Origin of the sequence: Thiobacillus sp. SCUT-2 (genome assembly GCF_035621355.1) — a bacterium.
GTDB classification, from domain to species: Bacteria; Pseudomonadota; Gammaproteobacteria; order Burkholderiales; family Thiobacillaceae; genus Thiobacillus; species Thiobacillus sedimenti.
The window spans coordinates 1,532,112-1,551,966 of the sequence record NZ_CP141769.1 but is presented as its reverse complement, the minus strand read 5'-3'; the positions used below and the strand labels follow the sequence as shown (position 1 = coordinate 1,551,966).

Here is a 19,855-nt window from a genome sequence, read left to right as displayed (position 1 = left end):
GAACCAAACCGCGCCGGAGCGGGTCTGCTCCGGCGTTACCTCGCTTTCGGACCCACCGTGAACTTCTCGACCACTCTGCTGCTGATCCTGGCGTTTGTCGCCGCCAACCTGCCGTTCCTCGTGGAACGCACCTTTTTCGTGGTCCGGCCCGGGGCCGGCGGCAAGAATTTCGCCTGGCGGCTGCTTGAACTGACGCTGCTCTATTTTGTGGTCGGCGGCATCGGCCGGCTGCTCGAAGGTAGCCAGGGCGACATCCAGCGCCAGGGATGGGAGTTCTACGCGATTACCGCCGCGCTGTTCCTGGTGTTTGCCTATCCGGGCTTCGTCTACCGCTATCTCTGGCGCAAGCGCGGCGCCTGACCGCCATGGACGCGCTCGAATTTCGGTTGCGCGGCGATCACGTCGCGCTGTGCGACCTGCTCAAGCTCGCCGGACTCGCGGACAGCGGCGGGCAGGGCAAGATGATGATTGCCCACGGCGAGGTCACGGTCGACGGGCGTCCGGAAAGCCGCAAGACTGCCAAGATACGCGCCGGGCAGACCGTCGCCTGCCAGGGGCGGATCGTCCGGGTGCTGGCCGCGCCCTAGAGAAAGCAGAAGAAGAACCGGCCGGCATCGAATTCCACCGCCAGCCGTGCGCCACGGTTCAGCGCGTAGTCCCACGACCCCTTGGTGGCGCAGCCCTCGTGGCATTCGCTCACCCCGGCCGGGGATTCGAGATCGCGTTCGCGGTCGTACCAGCTCAGCAACATCGTTTCTTCCCCCAGATGCTGCACGGCGATCGCCGTCGCCAGCTTCAGCGCGGCGTTGAAGTCGATGCCGAGTTCGGCGGCGTCCAGACGGAGCGTCTTCATGGCGCCGTATCCGTGAGCGCCTTCAAGGCATAGAGCATGTCCAGCGCCGCCTTCGGCGTGAGCGTATCGGGGTCGAGCTCGCGCAGCTGGTCGAGCGCAGGATGCGGCGGCGGCTCGTCGTTGGGCAGGTGTGCGGCGAACAGGTCGCCCTGGGGGCCGGGCTGCAGCTGCGCGTCTTCCAGTTCGCGCAGGTGGCGGCGCGCGGCATGGATCACCGGGCTCGGGACGCCGGCCAGCCGCGCCACCTGAATGCCGTAGCTCTGCGAGGCCGGTCCTTCCTCGACCGCGTGCAGGAACACCAGGTCGGTGCCGTGTTCCTTGGCGTCGAGGTGGACGTTGGCGAGTTGGCGGAACTCCTGCGCCAGCTGGGTCAGCTCGAAATAATGGGTGGCGAACAGCGTGAACGCACGCGTCGCGGTCACCAGATGGCGCGCCACCGCCCACGCCAGCGCGAGACCGTCGAAGGTCGAGGTGCCGCGGCCGATCTCGTCGAGCAATACGAGACTGTTGGCACTGGCGTTGTGCAGGATGTGGGCGGTCTCGGTCATCTCGACCATGAAGGTCGAGCGTCCGCCGGCGAGGTCGTCCGAGGCGCCGATGCGGGTGAAGATCTGGTCGATGTCGCCGATCCTCGCCGACGTTGCGGGCACCCACAGGCCGCAGCATGCCATCAGCGTGATCAGCGCGACCTGGCGCATGTAGGTCGACTTGCCGCCCATGTTGGGGCCGGTGATGAGCAGCATCTGCCGGGTGCGGTTGAGCGTGACGTCGTTGGCGATGAAGTGCTCGACCTGGGCCTCGACCACCGGATGGCGGCCGCCGCGGATGACGATGCCGGGCTCGCTCGTGTAGTCGGGCGCGCACAGCTTCAGCGTGCCGACGCGCTCGGCCTGGCTCGCCAGCACGTCGATCTCGGCGAGCGCGGCGGCGATCGCCAGCAGGTCGGGGACGTGTGGCGTCAGCGTGTCGAGCAGCCCGTCGAACAGCAGTTTTTCGCGGGCCAGCGCACGTTCCTGCGCCGACAGCGCCTTGTCCTCGAAGGCTTTCAGTTCGGGCGTGATGTAGCGCTCGGCGTTCTTCAGTGTCTGCCGGCGGCGGTAGTCGTCCGGCACCTTGTCCGCCTGCGCGCGGCTGACCTCGATATAGAAGCCGTGCACCTTGTTGTACTCGACTTTCAAATTGCCGATGCCGCTGCGTGCGCGCTCGCGCGCTTCCAGCTCCAGCAGGAAGGCGCCGGCGTCGCGTGTCAGCGCGCGCAGCTCGTCGAGCTCGGCGTCGAAGCCGTCGGCGATGACGCCGCCTTCGCGCAAGACGCTGGCGGGCTCGGGCTGGACCGCGCGGGCGAGCAGGGCGTGCAGGTCGGGACGGGCGGCAAGTGCGTCGCGCAGCGCGCGCAGGCGCGCGCGGTCGTCAGGCAGGACGGCGGCGAGCTCGGGCAGCAGCGCGAGCGTGTCGCGCAGGCCGGAGAGGTCGCGCGGGCGGGCGTTGCGGAGGGCGATGCGGCCGCCGATGCGCTCGACGTCGGCGCAGCCCCTCAGCGCGCGGCTGATCGCGGCGGCGCTGTCGGGCGTGTCGGCGAGCACCCCGATGGCGTCGCGCCGCCCGCTCAGGATGTCGCGGTCGCGCAGCGGGTGGTGCAGCCAGTGGCGCAAGAGTCGCGTGCCCATGCCGGTGGCGGTGGTGTCGAGCACCGACTGCAGCGTCGGCGCCGGCTCGCCGCGCAGGGTCTCGGTGAGCTCGAGGTTGCGCCGGGTGGCGGCGTCGAGCTGGACGAACTCGCCGTCGCGCTCGGCGCGGATGGATTGAATGTGGGGCAGCGCGGTGCGCTGCGTGGCCTGGATGTAGTCGAGCAGGGCGCCGGCGGCCGCGATGGCGAGCGGCAGGTCGGCGACGCCGAAGCCGGCGAGGTCGCGGCTGCCGAACTGCTGCGCGAGCCGGGCCTGCGCGCTGGCCGAGTCGAACTGCCACGGCGCCAGGCGGCGCACCGCGCAGGGCGCGTCGAGCGCGAAGTCGTCCGGGGCCAGGATTTCCGCCGGGCGCACGCGGGAGAGCAGGGCAGTCAGCGCGGCAGGGGCGATCTCGCTGACCTGGAAGCGGCCGGCAGCGAGATTGATCCAGGCCAGGCCGAGCGTATCGGCACCCGGCGCGATCGCGAGGATGAGTGTATCGCGCGTCTCGTCCAGCAGGCCCGAGTCGGTCAGCGTGCCGGGGGTGACGATGCGCGTGACCTGGCGCTCGACCGGGCCTTTCGAGGCGGCGGGATCGCCGACCTGCTCGGCGATCACCACCGATTCGCCCAGCTTCAGCAGGCGGGCCAGGTACTGCTCGGCGCTGTGGTAGGGCACGCCAGCCATTTTGATCGGCATGCCGGCCGAGGCGCCGCGCGTGGTCAGCGTGATATTGAGGAGTCGTGCGGCTTTCTCGGCATCCTCATGGAACAGCTCGTAGAAGTCGCCCATGCGGTAGAACAGCAGCATGTCGGGATGCTGCGCCTTGATGCCGAGGTACTGCTGCATCATCGGCGTGTGGCCGGCGGCCTCCCTGGCGGTCGTCATTGCTGTGCGAGGTGCGGGATCAGACCTTGAGTTCCGGCGGCAGGTGCGGCGCAAGGATCTGCAGCATCTGTGCGAACACCTTGGGGTTGCCGGCGACGATGTTGCCGGATTCGAGAAAGCCTTCGTTGCCCATGAAGTTGCCGACCAGCGCGCCGGCCTCCTGCGCGATCAGGCTGCCGGCGGCGAGGTCCCACGGGTTCAGGCGCATCTCCCAGAAGCCGTCGTAGCGGCCGCATGCGACCCAGGCGAGGTCGAGCGCGGCGGAGCCGGGGCGGCGCAGTCCCGAGGTGGCCTTCATCATGTCGCGGAACATGTTGATGTAGGCCTCGGCGAAGTCGAATTCGCGGAACGGGAACCCGGTGCCGATCAGGCATTCGGACAGCTTGCTGCGCTTGCTGGCGCGGATGCGGCGGTCGTTGAGGGTGGCGCCGCGGCCGCGGCTGGCGGTGAAGAGCTCGTTGCGCGCGGGGTCGAACACGACGGCCTGGGTGATCTGGCCCTTGTGCTTCAGCGCGATCGAAACCGAGTACTGCGGCAGGCCGTGCAGGAAGTTGGTCGTGCCGTCGAGCGGATCGATGATCCACTGGTAGTCCTCGCCGTTTCGGGCGTCGGCCGCGCCGGACTCCTCTGCTAGAATCCCGTGGTTCGGATAGGCGTCGAGCAGCGTTTCGATGATGGCGCGTTCGGCCATCTGGTCGACCTCGCTGACGTAATCGCGATCCTGCTTGCTGCGGACGGTGAGTTGGTCGAGGTCGAGCGAGGCGCGATTGATGATCGCCCCCGCCTTGCGTGCGGCTTTCACCGCCGTATTGAGCATGGGATGCATTGGGAGTACACGGGCTTCAAAGAACGAAGCCGGCATTTTACTTGATGACAGCACCAGACCCGAAACTTCTCGCCGCTATCCGCGTGGTGCTGGCACGCACCAGCCATCCGGGCAATATCGGCGCTGCCGCACGGGCGATGAAGACGATGGGGCTGTCGCAACTCTATCTGGTCGATCCCGCGGTCTTTCCCAACAGCCAGGCCGATGCGATGGCCTCAGGGGCGACCGACGTGCTGGCGAACGCGCGGGTCTGCGCAACGCTGGACGAGGCGCTCGCCGACACCGTGCTGGCGCTGGGGGTGTCCGCGCGTCGGCGCGACATCGTCGCCGAAGTGTTGACGCCCCCCGAAGCGGCGGAAAGGCTGCTGGGCGAGGCACAGGCGGCACCGGTGGCGCTGGTGTTCGGCAACGAGACCAGCGGGCTCTCGAACGAGGAACTGAGTTTGTGCCAGGGGCTGGTCACGATATCGGCCAACCCCGATTACAGCTCGCTCAACCTCGCGGCGGCCGTGCAGGTGCTGTGCTACGAGATCCGCCAGGCCTGGCACGGCAGGGAGCGCTGGCCGCAGCCGGAGGTCGAGGGCGCGACCGGCGACGAGATCGAGAAGTTCTATGCGCATCTGGAGACGGCGCTCGCCGAGCTGGAATTCCTCAACCCCGGCTCGCCCGGCAAGCTGATGCTGAAGCTGCGGCGGCTGTTTTCGCGCACCCGGCTTGCCAGGGAGGAAGTGAACATCCTGCGCGGCATCCTGACCGCGGCGCAGGAGGCCAAGGCTGCCGCGGCCCGGAGCGGAACCCACCGTCCATAATGGTTGACTAATATACTCGGAAACGCCATCCTCCCCGCATGAGCCTCTTCAGCCAACTCAAGGAAGACATCGCAGTCGTGTTCGACCGCGACCCGGCGGCGCGCTCGACCTTCGAGGTCGTGACGACGTATCCCGGCTTCCATGCGATGGTGATCCATCGGCTGGCGAACAAGCTGTGGCGCCTGCAGTGGAAATGGCTGGCGCGCTTCACGTCGCACGTCGGACGCTGGCTCACCGGGATCGAGATCCATCCCGGCGCGACCATCGGCCGCCGCGTCTTCATCGACCACGGCATGGGCGTGGTCGTCGGCGAGACGGCCGAGATCGGGGACGACTGCACCCTCTATCACGGCGTGACGCTGGGCGGCACCTCGTGGAACAAGGGCAAGCGGCACCCGACGCTGAAGAACGGGGTGGTCGTCGGGGCGGGGGCCAAGATTCTCGGGCCGATCACCGTCGGCGCCAATGCACGGGTCGGTTCGAACGCCGTGGTGGTCAAGGACGTCCCCGACGACGCGACGGCAGTCGGCATTCCCGCGCGCATCCTCGACAGCGCGGCCGAGAAGCAGCGCAACAAGCAGGCGGAAAAGCTCGGCTTCTCGGCCTACGCCATCTCGGCCGACATGAACGATCCGATGGTCAAGGCGATCCACGGCCTGATCGACCATTCGGCGCACATCGACCATCGGCTCGACCTGATCCTGGCGCAGCTGCAGAAGCTTGGCGCCGAGGTGCCGGCCGCACAGGACCGGCCCGACGATTTCGATCCGAACTATCTGAACAAAATAGTTGACTAATTCAGTAAGGTAAGTAATAGTTGACTGAAATGCTCGGGAATTTTATAGTTCGGGCGAAATTTCAGGAGAACCAGTCATGAGATTGACGACCAAGGGTCGATTTGCCGTCACCGCCATGCTCGACCTGGCGCTGCGCGGCGGCAAGAATCCGGTGACGCTGGCCGGCATCAGCGAGCGCCAGGACATTTCCCTGTCCTATCTCGAGCAGCTTTTCAGCCGCCTGCGCCGCCATGAACTGGTCGAGAGCGTGCGCGGACCTGGCGGCGGCTACTACCTCGCCAAGCCGCTCGACGACGTCAGCGTGGCGGACATCATCCGCGCGGTCGACGAGCCGATCGACGCCACCCAGTGCGGCGGCAAGGAAAACTGCCACGACGAGCACCGCTGCCTGACCCATGACCTGTGGGTGGGCCTGAATGCCCACATCTACGACTACCTGGACAACGTCACGCTGGCTTCCTTGGTGGCCAAGCAGGACGAGTGCAAGGAAAAGGTGCTGCAGGACCGGCGCGCATCGAAGGTGTCGCTGGTCGCTTGAACGATTCAATCAGGGCAAAACGATGAAGACCATTTATTTCGATTACTCCGCCACCACCCCGGTCGACCCGCGCGTGGCCGAGAAAATGATTCCCTACCTGACCGAGCATTTCGGCAACCCCGCCTCGCGCTCGCACCCCTTCGGCTGGGAAGCCGAAGCGGCCGTGGAAGAAGCGCGCGGCCACATCGCCGCGCTGGTCGGCGCCGACCCCAAGGAAATCGTCTTCACCTCGGGCGCGACCGAATCGAACAACCTCGCCATCAAGGGCGCCGGCCACTTTTACGCCGCCACCAAGGGCAAGCACATCATCACCGTGAAGACCGAACACAAGGCCGTGCTCGACACCGTGCGCGAGATGGAGCGCCAGGGCTTCGAGGCGACCTATCTGGGCGTCAAGGAAAACGGCCTCATCGACCTCGACGAATTCCGCGCCGCGATCCGCCCCGATACGGTGATGGCCTCGGTGATGGCGGTCAACAACGAGATCGGCGTCATCCAGGACATCGAGGCGATCGGCAGGATCTGCCGGGAGAAGGGCGTGGTCTTCCACGTCGACGCCGCCCAGGCCACCGGCAAGATGCCGATCGACCTGAAGACGCTGCCGGTGGACCTGATGTCGTTCTCGGCGCACAAGACCTACGGCCCCAAGGGCATCGGCGCCCTCTACGTGCGCCGCAAGCCGCGCATCCGCCTCGAGGCGCAGATGCACGGCGGCGGCCACGAGCGCGGCATGCGCTCGGGCACCCTGGCGACGCACCAGATCGTCGGCATGGGCGAGGCCTTCCGCATCGCCCGCGAAGAGATGGCGGCGGAAAACGAGCGCATCCGCATGCTGCGCGACCGCCTCTACAACGGCCTCAAGGGCATCGAGGAAGTGCATGTCAACGGCGACATGGAGCGGCGCGTGCCGCACAACCTCAACGTCAGCTTCAACTTCGTCGAAGGCGAATCCCTGATCATGGCGATCAAGGACCTCGCCGTGTCGTCGGGTTCCGCCTGCACCTCGGCCAGCCTCGAGCCGTCCTACGTGCTGCGTGCGCTGGGCCGCAGCGACGAACTGGCGCACAGCTCGATCCGCTTCTCGATCGGCCGCTTCACCACCGAGGCGGAAGTCGACTACGCGATCAAGCTTCTGCACGAGAAGATCGGCAAGCTGCGCGAACTCTCCCCGCTGTGGGAGATGTTCAAGGACGGCATCGACCTGAATACCGTGCAGTGGGCTGCACATTGATTTGAAGCAAGGAGAACGCACATGTCCTACAGCGAAAAAGTACTCGACCATTACGAGAATCCCCGCAACGTCGGCTCCTTCGCCAAGGAAGAAGAGGGCATCGGCACCGGCATGGTCGGCGCGCCCGCCTGCGGCGACGTCATGAAGCTGCAGATCAAGGTGGGAGCCGATGGCCGCATCGAGGATGCCAAGTTCAAGACCTACGGCTGCGGCTCCGCCATCGCGTCTTCCTCGCTGGTGACCGAATGGGTCAAGGGCAAGACGCTCGACCAGGCAATGGAGATCAAGAACACCGCGATTGCCGAGGAACTGGCGCTGCCGCCGGTGAAGATCCACTGCTCGATCCTCGCCGAAGACGCGATCAAGGCGGCGGTCGCCGACTACAAGCAGAAGAAGGGCCTGGAGTAAATCATGGCTGTCACCTTGTCCGAACGCGCCGCGCAACACGTCACCAGCTTCCTCGCCAAGCGCGGCAAGGGCGTCGGCATCCGTCTCGGCGTGCGCACCAGCGGCTGCTCCGGCATGGCCTACAAGCTGGAGTTCGCCGACGAGGTGCCGGATGGCGACGAAGTGTTCACCAGCCACGGCGTCACGGTCTTCGTCGATCCCAAGAGCCTGCCCTACATCGACGGCACCGAGCTCGACTACGCGCGCGAAGGCCTGAACGAGGGTTTCAAGTTCAACAACCCGAACGTGAAGGACGCGTGCGGCTGCGGCGAGTCATTCAACGTTTGACGGTAGGAGCCGGGATCAGGATCCAGGGGCTAGGCTAGGTGCGGCCCCAGCCGCGCCCATTGAAGACGCGAAGCGCACGTCCCCGATCCTGGCCCTGGCGCCTGGCCCCCTTGGTATGGATTTCACCCGCACCCATTTCGAACTGTTCGGCCTGCCGACGGCCTATGCGCTCGACCGGGACAAGCTCGACGCGGCCTACCGCGAACTGCAGAATGCCGTGCATCCGGACCGCTTCGCAGCGCAGCCGGATGCCGAGCAGCGCGTCGCGATGCAGTGGGCAACGCAGGTGAACGAGGCCTACCAGACGCTCAGGCACCCGGTGAACCGCGGCGTGTATCTGCTGAGCCTGCAGGGCATCGATGCGCTCCATGCGGGCAACACCCAGATGGCGCCGGCGTTCCTGATGCAGCAGATGGAGTGGCGCGAGGCGATCGACGAGGCGCGCGCCCGGCGGGATGTCGACGCGCTCGACGCGCTGTCGGACGACCTGCGCGCCGCGCACCGCCGCATCGAGGCCGAACTGGGCGCGCTGCTCGACCGGACACATGATTACGCCGCGGCCACCGAGGCCGTTCGCCAGCTGCGTTTCATGGACAAACTCATCGCCGAGGTCGGCGATGTATACGAAGAACTCGAAAGCTAAGACATGGCCCTGCTGCAGATTTCCGAACCCGGCATGTCCACCGCACCCCACCAGCACCGGCTGGCGGTGGGGATCGACCTGGGCACGACCAACTCGCTCGTGGCCACCGTGCGCTCGGGTCTCGCGGTCGTCCTCGACGACGACGCGGGACATTCGCTGCTGCCTTCGGTGGTGCGCTACCACGCCGACGGCCGCGTCGACGCCGGCCACGGCGCGCAGTCGGCGCAGAACGCAGACCCGCACAACACCATCGTCTCCGTGAAGCGCTTCATGGGCCGCGGCCTCGCCGACATCGACGACATCGCGAGCCTGCCCTACCGCTTCGTCGATGCGCCCGGCATGGTGCAACTGAAGACGGCGGCGGGCGTGAAGAGCCCGGTCGAGGTCTCGGCCGAGATCCTCAAGGTGCTGCGCCAGCGCGCCGAGGTGGCGCTCGGCGGCGAACTGGTCGGCGCGGTGATCACCGTGCCCGCCTACTTCGACGACGCCCAGCGCCAGGCCACCAAGGATGCGGCCCAGCTCGCCGGCCTCAACGTGCTGCGCCTCCTCAACGAGCCGACGGCCGCGGCGATCGCCTATGGGCTCGACAATGCCTCCGAAGGCATTTATGCCGTGTACGACCTCGGCGGCGGTACCTTCGACATTTCCATCCTCAGGCTCTCCAAGGGCGTGTTCGAGGTGCTGGCGACCCATGGCGACTCGGCGCTCGGCGGCGACGACTTCGACCAGCGCGTGTTCTGCTGGATGCTCGAGCAGGGCCGCTTCGCCCCGCTTTCGGCTGGCGATGCGCGGCTCCTGCTGACCAAGGCGCGCGACGCCAAGGAGGCATTGACCGAGCACCGCGAAGTACGCGTCACCGCGGTGCTGTCGACCGGCGAGATGATGGACGCCACGCTGACGCAAGCAGAGTTCAACGCGATGACGGCGAGCCTCGTCGGCAAGACGCTGGCCCCGACCCGCAAGGCGCTGCGCGACGCCGGCCTGTCGGTCGACGACGTCAAGGGGGTGGTGATGGTGGGGGGCTCGACCCGCATGCCGTGCATCCGCCAGGCCGTCGCCGATTTCTTCAGGCAGACCCCGCTGACCAACCTCGACCCCGACAAGGTCGTCGCCCTCGGTGCCGCAACGCAGGCGGATGTGCTGGCGGGCAACCGCGCCGGCGACGACTGGCTGCTGCTCGACGTCATTCCGCTGTCGCTCGGCCTCGAGACCATGGGCGGGCTCACCGAGAAGGTGATTCCGCGCAACACCACCATACCGACCGCGCGCGCGCAGGACTTCACCACCTTCAAGGACGGCCAGACGGCGATGAGCATCCACGTGCTGCAGGGCGAGCGCGAACTCGCCGCCGACTGCCGCTCGCTGGCGCGCTTCGAACTGCGCGGCATCCCGCCGATGGTGGCGGGGGCGGCGCGCATCCGCGTGACGTTCCAGGTCGATGCCGACGGCCTCTTGTCGGTGTCGGCGCGCGAGCAGAGCAGCGGCGTCGAGGCCAGCGTGCAGGTCAAGCCCTCGTACGGCCTTGGCGACGAGGAGATCACGCGCATGCTGAAGGATGCCTTCACCCATGCGAAGGACGACATGTTCGCGCGTGCGCTGAACGAGCAGATCGTCGACGCGCAGGGCCTGATCGCGGCGACGCGCGCGGCGCTGGCCGAGGACGGCACGCTGCTGAGCGCCGACGAAACCGCGGCGATCGAAGCGAGCATCGCCGGTCTTGAAAAGCTGATCGCCGGCACCGATCACCAGGCCATCAAGCGCGGCATCGAGGCCCTCAATGCCGCCACCACCGAGTTTGCCCAGCGCCGCATGGACCGCAACGTGCGCCGTGCGATGGCGGGGCAGAAGCTGGAAACCTTCGGCTGAGCACTTTGTATCCAGGATGTTGAACGACGCATTCATCGAAACCCTGCGGGTGAGGCTCGAAGCGCACCCGATCTACGCGGCCGTCCGGACGCTGGACGACCTGCGCGTGTTCATGCAGCACCACGTCTATTCGGTGTGGGACTTCATGTCGCTGATCAAGTACCTGCAGCACACGGTGGCGCCGGCGCGCTGGCCGTGGACGCCGCGCGGTGACGCGTCGGTGCAGCGCTTCATCAACGAGCTGGTGCTGGAAGAGGAGACCGACGTCGCGCTGCCGGGGCACGAGGGTTTCACCAGCCATTTCATGCTGTATCTCGCCGCGATGCGCGAGATCGGCGCCGACGCCGATACGCCGGCGCGTTTCGTCGAGCTCGCGGGCGGGCAGGGCATCGATGCCGCCCTGGCATCGGGCCTGGTGCCTGCGCCGGCCGCCGCCTTCACCCGCACGACCTTCGGCTTCATCGACAGCGGCAAGCCGCATGCGGTCGCCGCCGCACTGGCACTCGGACGCGAGCACGTCATCCCGTCGATGTTTCGCGCGTTCCTGGCGCGCATGGCGGTGACCGAGGCGCAGGCGCCGAGCTTCCATTACTATCTCAACCGCCACGTTCATCTGGACGAGGACTTCCACGCGCCCCTGTCGCTGCGGCTGCTGGCTGCGCTGTGCGGCGAGGATGCCGGCAAGTGGCGCGAAGCCGAGGCGGCGGCCGCGGCCGCGGTCGATGCGCGATTGAAATTCTGGGACGGCGTGCTCGCCGCCCTGCCGAGTCAACAACCCCGAGCGGCCCTGGTGGCCTGAAGCCGATGCCCCAACTGATCGTACTGCCCCACGTCGAACTCTGCCCCGAGGGCACCGTCATCGAAGCCAAGCCCGGCGACACCATCTGCGACACGCTGCTCGCCAACGGTGTCGAGATCGAGCACGCCTGCGAGAAATCCTGCGCCTGCACGACCTGCCACGTCATCGTTCGCGAGGGGTTCGGCTCGCTCGAACCGTCGACCGAAGAGGAGGACGACCTGCTCGACAAGGCATGGGGCCTCGAGCCGCAATCGCGCCTGTCGTGTCAGGCGCGCGTCGCGAAGGCGGACCTGGTCATCGAGATACCCAAGTACACCATCAACATGGTCAAGGAAGGACATTGAGATGAAGTGGACCGATACCCTCGACATCGCCATCGAACTCGCGGAGGCGCATCCCGAGATCGATCCCCGGACGATCCGCTTCACGGACCTGCATAGCTGGGTGATGGAATTGCCCGACTTCGACGACGATCCCAACCATTCCGGCGAGAAGATCCTGGAAGCGATCCAGATGGCGTGGATCGACGAGGTCAGCTGACGGAACGGTGCGCCCAGACGAAAAAAGGGGGCCTCGGCCCCCTTTTTTCTTCGGATGCGTTCGCGCTCAGAACTTGAACACGACGCCGGCGGAGAGCAGGTCGTCGTCCGCTTCGCCGGTGCCGCCGTTGGCGGCCGGGCTGCCGGTGTTGAAATAGCGCTCCCACTCGACGCGCAGTCCCACCGACTGGGTCACGTTGTACTGCGCGCCGAGCCCCAGCGACCAGACGACGTCGGTGTCGCCGGTGTTGCCGTTCGCCGTGCCGGCGATCGTCCCGTTGACCTCGGTATTCAGGATGTTCATGCCGCCACGGGCCATCAGGGTGAAATCGGGGTTGAGCGCATACGTCCCGACGAGCTGGAGCATCATGCCGTTGGTTTCGCGCGTTCCGGTCTTGGCGCCGGTGTAGCCCACCTTGCCAAGGTCGAGGTAGCCGACTTCCATCGAGATGAATTCGTTGACTTCGAGGCCGCCATAGACCTTCCAGGCGGTGTCGGAGTCGTCGCACGCGGTTCCGGCAGGGCACGTGACGTCGGCCGTGGCCCGGCCCGCACTGGCGCCGACGTAAGGGCTCAGGGTGAAATCGAAAAATCCGGCCGACGCAGGATTGGACAGGGACAGGGCGGCCGCTGCGGCGGCCGCGAGACGCATGGTGCGCATGATGGGTTGCTCCTCCAGAGATGATTTATTGTGTTGATTGCCGGCTTGTCTGCGGCCCCGAACGGGCGGTCCGATTCGGCAAGCGTCAGGGTAATGGATTTTGCCGGATTTAGGTAGCCGGCGCCCCCGCTTCGCCGCCACGCAAAAGCCGTTCCCGCTCGTGCTAGACTGCTCCGAAACACGAGAGGACCATGGCCGAGGAGACCGATCTTTCCCGTACCGAACCGGCAAGCGCGCGGCGCCTCCACGAGGCGCGCAGCGCCGGCGACGTGCCGCGTTCCGGCGAGCTGACGGCGTGGCTCGTTCTGCTGGCGGCACTGGCCGGCCTGAGTTGGGGAGCCCCGCGCCTGCTGGCCGCACTGCAGGCGCTGACCGAAGCGGCCTTCCTCCACGCGGCGCAGCCCCTGTCGCCGGCGTTTCTCGACGCGGCCTGGGCCACCCTGTTCGCCCTGGCGCCGGTGCTGGCTGCCATCGGCGTGTCCGCGCTGGTCGCCCCCGTCCTGCTGTCGGGCTGGGTGTTCGCGCCGCATGCGACGCGCGCCGACTTCACGCGGATCGAGCCGTTGCGGGCGGTCGCGCGCCTGTTCTCGCCGGAATCCCTGTTCGATGGAACGCTCACACTGCTCAAGCTCGCGCTCGCCGCCGGGGCGGTCGGCTGGGCGCTGGCAAGCGGCTGGCCGGGCGTGCAAAGCCTGGCCGGAAGCGAACCCGGCGTCGCGCTCGAGCGGACCGCAGCCTGGATCGGGCGCGGGGTGCTGGTGCTGGCGGCGGCGCTCGCGCTGGCGGCGGCGCTCGATGCCGGCTGGCGCTGGTGGCGCTACCTGCGCCGGCATGCGATGACGTGGCAGGAGGTGCTCGCGGAGGCCCGCGAGGCCGAGGTCAATCCGGAAGTCCGGGCGCAGATGCGCGGCCGCCAGCAGGAGGCGGGGCAGGGGGCGAATGCCAGACCCAATGCGGGCCCTCTCCCCAACCCTCTCCCGCAGGCGGGCGAGGGGGCGAACGCCAGGCCCAATGCGAGCCCTCTCCCCAACCCTCTCCCGCTTGCGGGCGCGGGGGCGAACGCTAGGCCCAATGCGATTGACGAGGTGATCGGGTGAGCGCGCAGGGCGTGATGGTGATGGGCTTGCCGGCGAACCGCCTCGCGGTGCCCGGCCTCGTGCTGCTGATCCTGGCGATGATGGTGCTGCCGCTGCCCACCTTCATGCTCGACGTGCTGTTCACGCTGAACATCGCGCTCGCGATGATCGTCCTGCTGGTGAGCCTGAACGCGCGGCGCCCGCTGGACTTTTCCGTGTTTCCCACGGTGCTGCTGCTGACGACCTTGCTGAGGCTGTCGCTCAACGTCGCGTCGACCCGCATCATCCTGATGCAGGGCCACACCGGGCCGGATGCGGCCGGCAAGGTGATCGAGTCCTTCGGCAATTTCCTGGTCGGCGGCAACATCGCCGTCGGCTTCGTGGTGTTCACGATCCTCGTGATCATCAACTTCGTCGTCATCACCAAGGGCGCCGGACGCATCGCCGAGGTCGCGGCGCGCTTCACGCTGGATTCGATGCCGGGCAAGCAGCTTGCCGTCGACGCCGACCTCAACGCCGGCTTCATCAACGAATCCGAAGCGCGCGCGCGGCGCGGCGAGATCGGCCGCGAGGCAGACTTCTACGGGGCGATGGACGGCGCCTCCAAGTTCGTGCGCGGCGATGCCGTCGCCGGCATGATCATTCTCGTCGTCAACCTGATCGGCGGCGTCGCAGTCGGCCTGCTGCAGCACAATCTCGGCGTCGGCGAGGCGCTCGGCCGCTACGCGCTCCTGACCGTCGGCGACGGCCTCGTGACGCAGATCCCCGCGCTGGTCATCTCGACGGCGGCGGGCATCGTGGTCAGCCGGGCATCGAGCGAGCAGGACCTGTCGCGCGAGTTTTCCAGCCAGGTCTTCGGCCGTCCGCAGACCCTCTACGTCGCCGCCGCCGTGCTGGGCACGCTGGGGATTATTCCCGGCACGCCGCACCTCGCCTTCCTCACCATCGGCGCGGTGCTGGCCGGCGTCGGCTTCCTGCTGCTGCGGCGCCAGCGCACCGCTGCCTTCTTCGACGTCGAGCCGGAGGAGGTGAACGAAGCGGACAGCATGCCGGTGGACGTCACCTGGGCGGATATCCCGCCGGTGGACGTGCTTGCGCTCGAGGTCGGCTATCGGCTGATTCCGCTGGTCGACCGCAACCAGGGCGGGGCGGCTTTGAACAGGATCACCGAGGCACGGCGTCGCTTCGCCACCGACATGGGGCTGGTGGTGCCGCTGATCCGCGTGCGCGACAACCTCGAACTCAAGCCGAACGCCTACCGCATCACGCTCAAGGGCGTCGACGTCGGGCATGGCGAACTGCCGGGCGGGCAGGTGCTCGCGGTCGACATGGGGGAGGTGCTCGGACGGATCGACGGTACGCCCGGAGCGGATCCGCTGACCGCTCTTCCCGGCGTATGGATCGATGCGGGCCGGACCGAGGAAGCCGAGCTGCGCGGTTTCGTGGTGTTCCAGCTCGACGAACTGATCGCGCGCCAGGTCGAGGCGGTCTTCCGCCAGCACGCGCCGGAGCTGCTGGGGCGCACCGAGGTGCAGCAGCTGCTCGACACGCTGGCGCGCAGCCATCCGGGCCTCGTCGAGGACGTCACGCCGCGCCATCTGCCGCTGACCAGCGTGCAGGCCGTGCTGCAGCAGCTCATCGCCGAGAACGTCTCGATCCGCGACAGCCGGACGCTGTTCGAAACGCTCGCTGCGCGGGCGCCGAAGAGCCAGGCGATCGACGATCTGGTGGAAACCGTGCGCGCCGCGCTGGGGCGCAGCATCGTCGACCGCCTGTTCGAGGGCAGCGGCACCCTGCACGTGATCGGGCTGTCCCCGGCCGCCGAGACGAGCCTGCTGAACGAGATGGGTGACGAGGGCGAGGCGCTGCTGTCGCCGGCCACGCTCGACGCGCTTGCGGATGCCGGCGAGCGGGCCGTGGCCGAGCAGGAGGCGGCAGGGTATCCGCCGGTGCTGCTGACTTCGCCCGGACTGCGGGCGGTGCTGTCGCGCCTGCTGCGCCGCGCCGTGCCCAGGCTGTCGGTGATCGCCTACGCGGAGGTGCCCGCCGACAAGGTGGTGCAGGTGAGCACGGAGTTGACGCTGGAGCCTGGCCAATGAGCGTCAAGCGCATCGTCGCGGCGAACGCGCGCGAAGGCCTCGACCGGGTCCGGCGGGAACTCGGCGACGACGCCGTGGTGTTGTCGACGCGGCCGCATCCGCAGGGCGTCGAACTGCTGGCCAGCGCCTACGCCGAGCTGGCAGTCCCGGCGCCGGAATCCGCGAGCGAGGCGGGCGGCAGTTCGCGCATCCTGCAGGAGCTGGCACGCCTGCGCGGCCTGCTGCAGAACCAGCTGGCGGGTTTTGCCTGGGGCACGGCGCGGCGGCGCGATCCGGTGCGGGTCGCGCTGTTGCAGTCGCTGTTCGCGGCGGGATTCGGCAGTGCGCTGGCGCGCACGCTTGCCGCCCGCCTGCCGCGCGGGCTCGACGCCGCCGCGGCGCAGCGCTGGCTGCGCCAGGTGCTGATCCGCAATCTTCCGGTGCAGGGGCGTGAGGACGACATGCTGGCCGGCGGCGGACGCTACGCGCTGGTGGGATCGACGGGGGCAGGCAAGACCACGACGCTTGCCAAGCTCGCGGCGCGCGGCGTCGAGCGCCACGGGGCGGCGCAGGTCGCGCTGGTGGCGGCCGACGCGCACCGCGTCGGGGCGGCGGCGCAACTGCAGATCTATGCCGAACTCCTCGGCGTTTCCTTCCATGTTTGCGAGGACGCCGCGCAGCTGCGGCAGGCGCTGGCCGGACTCGCTGCCACGCGGCTGGTCCTGGTCGATACCGCCGGATTCGCCCCGGCCGACCCGCGTGCCCGCGCGGGGCAGGCGCTCGACGCATCCGGCGTGAGCCGCATCGCGGTGATCGCCGCCAACCAGCAGGGCGCGGCGATCGAGCAGGCCGTGGCGACCTTCGGCGCGGGTGCCGCGGCCTGCATCCTCACCAAGCTCGACGAGACACCGCAGCCGGGGGCGGCGCTGGACGGCCTGATCCGCCACCGGCTGCCGCTGGCCTATGTTGCCGGCGGCCAGCGGGTTCCGGAGGACCTGCACGCGCCGAGCGCCGCCTATCTGATCGATCGCGCGCTCAAAGGCGGCCAGCTCGTGACGCCCTACGCGCTGGAGGCCGAGGACTGGCCCCTGTTTGCCGGCGTCGAGGCGGAACGTGCCGAGCGCCGCGCCATGAGCGGCCCGCACGGTGGCTGACCAGGCCGCCGGACTGCGTCGACGCAGCACTGCGCAGCAGGCGCGTCATCTCCTCGTCTACTCGGACGCCGCCGAATGCGTCATCCGGCTGGCGCGCGCGCTGCGGGAGCGCGGCCGGCATACGCTGGTCGTCGATGCCGGCGCCCGCCTCTTCGGCGATGCCCCCGCACGTCCGCTGTTCGACTGGCGCCAGCAGCTCGCCCGCGGCCGGCTGCAGACGATTCCGCTGGCCGGCGGCGAGGGATGGCACGCGCCCGGCGCGCGCGCGGACGAAGTCATGCGGCATGCCGCGCTGCAAGGCTATGACACGGTGCTGTTCGACACCGACGAGGCAGCCGGCGCGCCATCGCTGCCGGCCGCCCCCGGCGCCGTGATCATCGAGGTGCACGCGGCCCATGCTTCGCTGTTCCGGGCCTACGGCATCGTGAAGTCGCTGGCGCATGTCGGCGCCGGGGGCCCGATCGGACTGCTGGGGGACGCGGCGGCATGCGAGCGGGTGCGCGCCGCATGCGGCCATTTCCTCGGCGAACGCGTGCAGGAACGGGTCTACAGCGCGGCGCAGGAGGATGATGCATTTGCCGCGCTTGCCGTTAGAATGGCGGGCGAGGAGACGAGCGCGAGCGCTCGCTGAACAAGAACAGGAAACACCTGAAACATGGCCGGTAAACCCTCGTCGCAAGACGAACAAGTCACGAAGTATGCGCCGCTGGTCAAGCGCATCGCGTACCACATGATGGCGCGCCTGCCCGCCAGCGTCGAAGTCGACGACCTGATCCAGGTCGGGCTGATCGGCCTGATGGACGCCGTCGCCCGCTTCGACGGCACCCAGGGCGCGCAGTTCGAGTCCTATGCCACCCAGCGCATCCGCGGCGCGATGCTCGACGAACTGCGCGAGGCCGACTGGCTGCCGCGCCACGTGCGGCAGAAATCGCGCCAGATCGAGGCGGCCATCCACCGCCTGGAGCAGCGCAACGGCAAATCGCCGTCCGAGCAGGAAATTTCCGCCGAGCTCGGCATGCCGATCGAGCAGTACCAGGCGATGCTGGGCGACGTGAAGTGCTCGCAGCTGCTGTACTACGAGGATTTTTCGGACGAGGACAGCGCCAGCTTCCTCGAGCGCTACCTCGTCGACGGCGCCAGCGACCCGCTGGCGGTGCTGGAGGACGAGGGCTTCCGCGCGAGCCTGATCGCGGCGATCCACCATCTGCCCGAGCGCGAGCGCAGCATGATGGGCATGTACTACGAGCAGGACATGAACCTGAAGGAGATCGGCGCGGTGCTCGGCGTGTCCGAATCGCGCGTCTGCCAGCTGCATTCGCAGGCCGTCGCGCGGCTGCGCGCCCAGCTCAAGATCTGGAAGGACTAGGAACAGGCCCGATGACGGGCCAAGGGCGGACAAATCCGCGATAATGCGAGCTTGTTCAATCCGCTCGCCCGTCTGTCCATGAGCCAAGCCGCCCTCAAGAAGAAAGCCCTCGACTATCACCGCCTGCCGAAGCCCGGCAAGCTTTCGGTCGAGTCGTCCAAGCCGTGTTCCACCCAGGCCGATCTCTCGCTCGCCTACACGCCCGGCGTCGCGCAGCCGGTGCTGGAAATCGCGAAGAATCCTGCCAAGGCCTACGACTACACCAACAAGGGCAACCTCGTCGCGGTCATCACCGACGGCACCGCCATCCTCGGCCTCGGCGACCGCGGCCCGCTTGCCGCCAAGCCGGTGATGGAAGGCAAGGGCGTGCTGTTCAAGCAATTCGCCGGCATCGACGTCTACGACATCGAGGTCAACGCGAAATCGCCGCAGGACTTCATCAAGGTGGTCGAGGCAATCGCCCCGACTTTTGGAGGAATCAACCTCGAGGACATCGCCGCGCCGCACTGCTTCGAGATCGAGGCCGCGCTGAAGAAGAAGCTCGACATTCCGGTGTTCCACGACGACCAGCACGGCACGGCGACGATCATCTGCGCCGGCCTGATCAACGCGCTCCATGTGCAGGGCAAGTCGCTGGAGACGGCGAAGATCGTTTGCCTGGGTGCCGGCGCGGCGGGCATCGCCTCGCTGAATCTGCTGGTCGCGATGGGCGCGAAGAAGTCGAACATCCTGCTGGTCGACTCGAAGGGCGTGGTGCACAAGGGCCGCACCGACCTCAATGCCTTCAAGAAGGCGTATGCGCGCCAGACCAGGCTGCGCACGCTCGAGGAGGCGATGGCCGGTGCCGACGTCTTCGTCGGCGTCTCCGGCGCCAACCTGGTGAGCCCGGCGATGGTGAAGAGCATGGCCGACAAGCCGGTCGTCTTTGCACTCGCCAATCCCAACCCCGAGATCCTCCCGGAGAAGGCGAAGGCCGCGCGCAGCGACCTCGTCATGGCGACCGGACGCTCGGACTACCCGAACCAGGTCAACAACGTGCTCGGCTTCCCCTTCATCTTCCGCGGCGCACTCGACGCGCGCGCCCGCGAGATCACCCAGGACATGCTGATCGCCGCGGTGCATGCGCTGGCCGAGCTGGCGCGCGAACGGGTGCCGGCCTCGGTGCTGAAGGCCTACAAGCTGAAGCAGCTCAAGTTCGGTCCCGACTACATCCTGCCCAAGCCTTTCGACCCGCGCCTCGCGCAGCGCGTGCCGCAGGCGGTGGCGAAGGCCGCCGCGAAGAAGCCGGCCCGGGCGGGCGCGAAAAAGACCCGGCGGGCCTGAGCCGAT

Annotated in this window: 23 protein-coding genes; 19 read left to right on the top strand and 4 right to left on the bottom strand. The window is 67.9% G+C overall.

Annotated elements, in window-relative coordinates; all coding sequences use genetic code 11:
- Positions 1-57: 57 nt before the first annotated feature.
- Together VA613_RS07570 and VA613_RS07565 are read left to right on the top strand one after the other, a co-directional pair.
- Entirely contained in the window at positions 58-360 is a 303-nt protein-coding gene (locus VA613_RS07570; RefSeq protein WP_324778494.1) for a DUF2818 family protein, read from the top strand.
- A gap of 5 nt (positions 361-365) precedes the next feature.
- Entirely contained in the window at positions 366-587 is a 222-nt protein-coding gene (locus VA613_RS07565) for an RNA-binding S4 domain-containing protein (RefSeq protein WP_324778493.1), read from the top strand.
- Here the strand turns inward: VA613_RS07565 and VA613_RS07560 are convergent.
- Genes VA613_RS07560 through VA613_RS07550 form a run of 3 tightly spaced genes read right to left on the bottom strand, consistent with a single transcriptional unit; the run spans position 584 to position 4,234 of the window.
- The gene (locus VA613_RS07560; protein WP_324778492.1) at positions 584-853 is read right to left on the bottom strand and encodes an AF1514 family protein; all 270 of its coding nucleotides are present in this window, start codon (positions 851-853) and stop codon (positions 584-586) included. The two genes, VA613_RS07565 and VA613_RS07560, sit on opposite strands and share 4 nt — an antisense overlap.
- Entirely contained in the window at positions 850-3,408 is a 2,559-nt protein-coding gene (mutS, locus tag VA613_RS07555) for a DNA mismatch repair protein MutS (RefSeq protein ID WP_324778491.1), read from the bottom strand. The genes VA613_RS07560 and mutS overlap by 4 nt, the downstream gene beginning before the upstream one ends.
- A gap of 19 nt (positions 3,409-3,427) precedes the next feature.
- Positions 3,428-4,234: an inositol monophosphatase family protein gene (locus tag VA613_RS07550; protein WP_324778490.1), complete on the bottom strand. Its 807-nt coding sequence runs from the start codon at positions 4,232-4,234 to the stop codon at positions 3,428-3,430.
- 44 nt (positions 4,235-4,278) lie between these two features.
- Here VA613_RS07550 and VA613_RS07545 point away from each other — a divergent pair, with 44 nt between their 5' ends.
- From VA613_RS07545 to iscX, 11 genes are all read left to right on the top strand, one after another.
- Complete coding sequence (locus VA613_RS07545; protein WP_324778489.1) at positions 4,279-5,043, top strand: RNA methyltransferase; 765 nt, start codon at positions 4,279-4,281, stop codon at positions 5,041-5,043.
- 38 nt (positions 5,044-5,081) lie between these two features.
- Positions 5,082-5,840, top strand: a complete 759-nt coding sequence (gene cysE / locus VA613_RS07540; protein ID WP_324778488.1) for a serine O-acetyltransferase — start codon at positions 5,082-5,084, stop codon at positions 5,838-5,840.
- Between the two features lie 76 nt (positions 5,841-5,916).
- Positions 5,917-6,378, top strand: coding sequence for a Fe-S cluster assembly transcriptional regulator IscR (iscR, locus tag VA613_RS07535; protein ID WP_324778487.1), 462 nt, complete (start codon positions 5,917-5,919; stop codon positions 6,376-6,378).
- A 22-nt stretch (positions 6,379-6,400) separates the two neighbouring features.
- On the top strand, positions 6,401-7,609 hold the full coding sequence (locus VA613_RS07530) for an IscS subfamily cysteine desulfurase (protein ID WP_324778486.1): 1,209 nt from the start codon (positions 6,401-6,403) through the stop codon (positions 7,607-7,609).
- 21 nt (positions 7,610-7,630) lie between these two features.
- Positions 7,631-8,017, top strand: a complete 387-nt coding sequence (gene iscU / locus VA613_RS07525; protein ID WP_324778485.1) for a Fe-S cluster assembly scaffold IscU — start codon at positions 7,631-7,633, stop codon at positions 8,015-8,017.
- Between the two features lie 3 nt (positions 8,018-8,020).
- On the top strand, positions 8,021-8,344 hold the full coding sequence (gene iscA, locus VA613_RS07520) for an iron-sulfur cluster assembly protein IscA (protein ID WP_324778484.1): 324 nt from the start codon (positions 8,021-8,023) through the stop codon (positions 8,342-8,344).
- Positions 8,345-8,459: 115 nt separating this feature from the next.
- Positions 8,460-8,987 (top strand): Fe-S protein assembly co-chaperone HscB, encoded by a 528-nt coding sequence (hscB, locus tag VA613_RS07515; RefSeq protein WP_324778483.1) that lies wholly within the window; start codon positions 8,460-8,462, stop codon positions 8,985-8,987.
- A gap of 3 nt (positions 8,988-8,990) precedes the next feature.
- Positions 8,991-10,853 (top strand): Fe-S protein assembly chaperone HscA, encoded by a 1,863-nt coding sequence (gene hscA, locus VA613_RS07510; protein WP_324778482.1) that lies wholly within the window; start codon positions 8,991-8,993, stop codon positions 10,851-10,853.
- Positions 10,854-10,869: 16 nt separating this feature from the next.
- Entirely contained in the window at positions 10,870-11,652 is a 783-nt protein-coding gene (locus tag VA613_RS07505; protein ID WP_324778481.1) for a DUF3050 domain-containing protein, read from the top strand.
- Positions 11,653-11,657: 5 nt separating this feature from the next.
- Positions 11,658-11,996 carry an ISC system 2Fe-2S type ferredoxin gene (gene fdx, locus VA613_RS07500; RefSeq protein WP_324778480.1) on the top strand — a complete coding sequence of 113 codons (339 nt, stop codon included), beginning with the start codon at positions 11,658-11,660 and terminating at the stop codon, positions 11,994-11,996.
- Between the two features lies 1 nt (position 11,997).
- On the top strand, positions 11,998-12,192 hold the full coding sequence (gene iscX, locus VA613_RS07495) for a Fe-S cluster assembly protein IscX (protein WP_456129300.1): 195 nt from the start codon (positions 11,998-12,000) through the stop codon (positions 12,190-12,192).
- Between the two features lie 66 nt (positions 12,193-12,258).
- Here the strand turns inward: iscX and VA613_RS07490 are convergent, their stop codons facing one another.
- Complete coding sequence (locus VA613_RS07490) at positions 12,259-12,852, bottom strand: outer membrane beta-barrel protein (RefSeq protein ID WP_324778479.1); 594 nt, start codon at positions 12,850-12,852, stop codon at positions 12,259-12,261.
- Between the two features lie 191 nt (positions 12,853-13,043).
- Here VA613_RS07490 and VA613_RS07485 point away from each other — a divergent pair, with 191 nt between their 5' ends.
- From VA613_RS07485 to VA613_RS07460, 6 genes are all read left to right on the top strand, one after another.
- On the top strand, positions 13,044-13,949 hold the full coding sequence (locus VA613_RS07485) for an EscU/YscU/HrcU family type III secretion system export apparatus switch protein (RefSeq protein WP_324778478.1): 906 nt from the start codon (positions 13,044-13,046) through the stop codon (positions 13,947-13,949).
- 20 nt (positions 13,950-13,969) lie between these two features.
- On the top strand, positions 13,970-16,027 hold the full coding sequence (gene flhA / locus VA613_RS07480) for a flagellar biosynthesis protein FlhA (protein WP_324781228.1): 2,058 nt from the start codon (positions 13,970-13,972) through the stop codon (positions 16,025-16,027).
- Positions 16,024-17,160: a flagellar biosynthesis protein FlhF gene (gene flhF, locus VA613_RS07475; RefSeq protein WP_324778477.1), complete on the top strand. Its 1,137-nt coding sequence runs from the start codon at positions 16,024-16,026 to the stop codon at positions 17,158-17,160. Before flhA ends, flhF begins: the two co-directional genes overlap by 4 nt.
- A complete protein-coding gene (locus VA613_RS07470) occupies positions 17,153-17,791 on the top strand; it encodes a P-loop NTPase family protein (protein WP_324778476.1) in 639 nt (212 codons plus the stop codon). The genes flhF and VA613_RS07470 overlap by 8 nt, the downstream gene beginning before the upstream one ends.
- A gap of 24 nt (positions 17,792-17,815) precedes the next feature.
- Positions 17,816-18,526, top strand: coding sequence for an RNA polymerase sigma factor FliA (locus VA613_RS07465; RefSeq protein WP_324778475.1), 711 nt, complete (start codon positions 17,816-17,818; stop codon positions 18,524-18,526).
- Between the two features lie 78 nt (positions 18,527-18,604).
- Entirely contained in the window at positions 18,605-19,849 is a 1,245-nt protein-coding gene (locus VA613_RS07460) for a malic enzyme-like NAD(P)-binding protein (protein ID WP_324778474.1), read from the top strand.
- The last annotated feature ends 6 nt before the right edge of the window (positions 19,850-19,855 follow it).

Bases quoted from the DNA above. Each gene is read 5' to 3' on its own strand.
- hscA (WP_324778482.1), top strand. From the start codon at position 8,991: ATGGCCCTGCTGCAGATTTCCGAACCCGGCATGTCCACCGCACCCCAC.
- fdx (WP_324778480.1), top strand. From the start codon at position 11,658: ATGCCCCAACTGATCGTACTGCCCCACGTCGAACTCTGCCCCGAGGGC.
- VA613_RS07465 (WP_324778475.1), top strand. From the start codon at position 17,816: ATGGCCGGTAAACCCTCGTCGCAAGACGAACAAGTCACGAAGTATGCG.
- VA613_RS07485 (WP_324778478.1), top strand. From the start codon at position 13,044: ATGGCCGAGGAGACCGATCTTTCCCGTACCGAACCGGCAAGCGCGCGG.
- iscR (WP_324778487.1), top strand. From the start codon at position 5,917: ATGAGATTGACGACCAAGGGTCGATTTGCCGTCACCGCCATGCTCGAC.
- VA613_RS07565 (WP_324778493.1), top strand. From the start codon at position 366: ATGGACGCGCTCGAATTTCGGTTGCGCGGCGATCACGTCGCGCTGTGC.
- flhF (WP_324778477.1), top strand. From the start codon at position 16,024: ATGAGCGTCAAGCGCATCGTCGCGGCGAACGCGCGCGAAGGCCTCGAC.
- iscX (WP_456129300.1), top strand. From the start codon at position 11,998: ATGAAGTGGACCGATACCCTCGACATCGCCATCGAACTCGCGGAGGCG.
- VA613_RS07560 (WP_324778492.1), bottom strand. From the start codon at position 853: ATGAAGACGCTCCGTCTGGACGCCGCCGAACTCGGCATCGACTTCAAC.
- VA613_RS07505 (WP_324778481.1), top strand. From the start codon at position 10,870: ATGTTGAACGACGCATTCATCGAAACCCTGCGGGTGAGGCTCGAAGCG.
- hscB (WP_324778483.1), top strand. From the start codon at position 8,460: ATGGATTTCACCCGCACCCATTTCGAACTGTTCGGCCTGCCGACGGCC.
- iscA (WP_324778484.1), top strand. From the start codon at position 8,021: ATGGCTGTCACCTTGTCCGAACGCGCCGCGCAACACGTCACCAGCTTC.
- VA613_RS07530 (WP_324778486.1), top strand. From the start codon at position 6,401: ATGAAGACCATTTATTTCGATTACTCCGCCACCACCCCGGTCGACCCG.
- VA613_RS07490 (WP_324778479.1), bottom strand. From the start codon at position 12,852: ATGCGCACCATGCGTCTCGCGGCCGCCGCAGCGGCCGCCCTGTCCCTG.
- mutS (WP_324778491.1), bottom strand. From the start codon at position 3,408: ATGACGACCGCCAGGGAGGCCGCCGGCCACACGCCGATGATGCAGCAG.
- VA613_RS07545 (WP_324778489.1), top strand. From the start codon at position 4,279: ATGACAGCACCAGACCCGAAACTTCTCGCCGCTATCCGCGTGGTGCTG.
- flhA (WP_324781228.1), top strand. From the start codon at position 13,970: ATGGGCTTGCCGGCGAACCGCCTCGCGGTGCCCGGCCTCGTGCTGCTG.
- cysE (WP_324778488.1), top strand. From the start codon at position 5,082: ATGAGCCTCTTCAGCCAACTCAAGGAAGACATCGCAGTCGTGTTCGAC.
- VA613_RS07550 (WP_324778490.1), bottom strand. From the start codon at position 4,234: ATGCATCCCATGCTCAATACGGCGGTGAAAGCCGCACGCAAGGCGGGG.
- VA613_RS07460 (WP_324778474.1), top strand. From the start codon at position 18,605: ATGAGCCAAGCCGCCCTCAAGAAGAAAGCCCTCGACTATCACCGCCTG.
- iscU (WP_324778485.1), top strand. From the start codon at position 7,631: ATGTCCTACAGCGAAAAAGTACTCGACCATTACGAGAATCCCCGCAAC.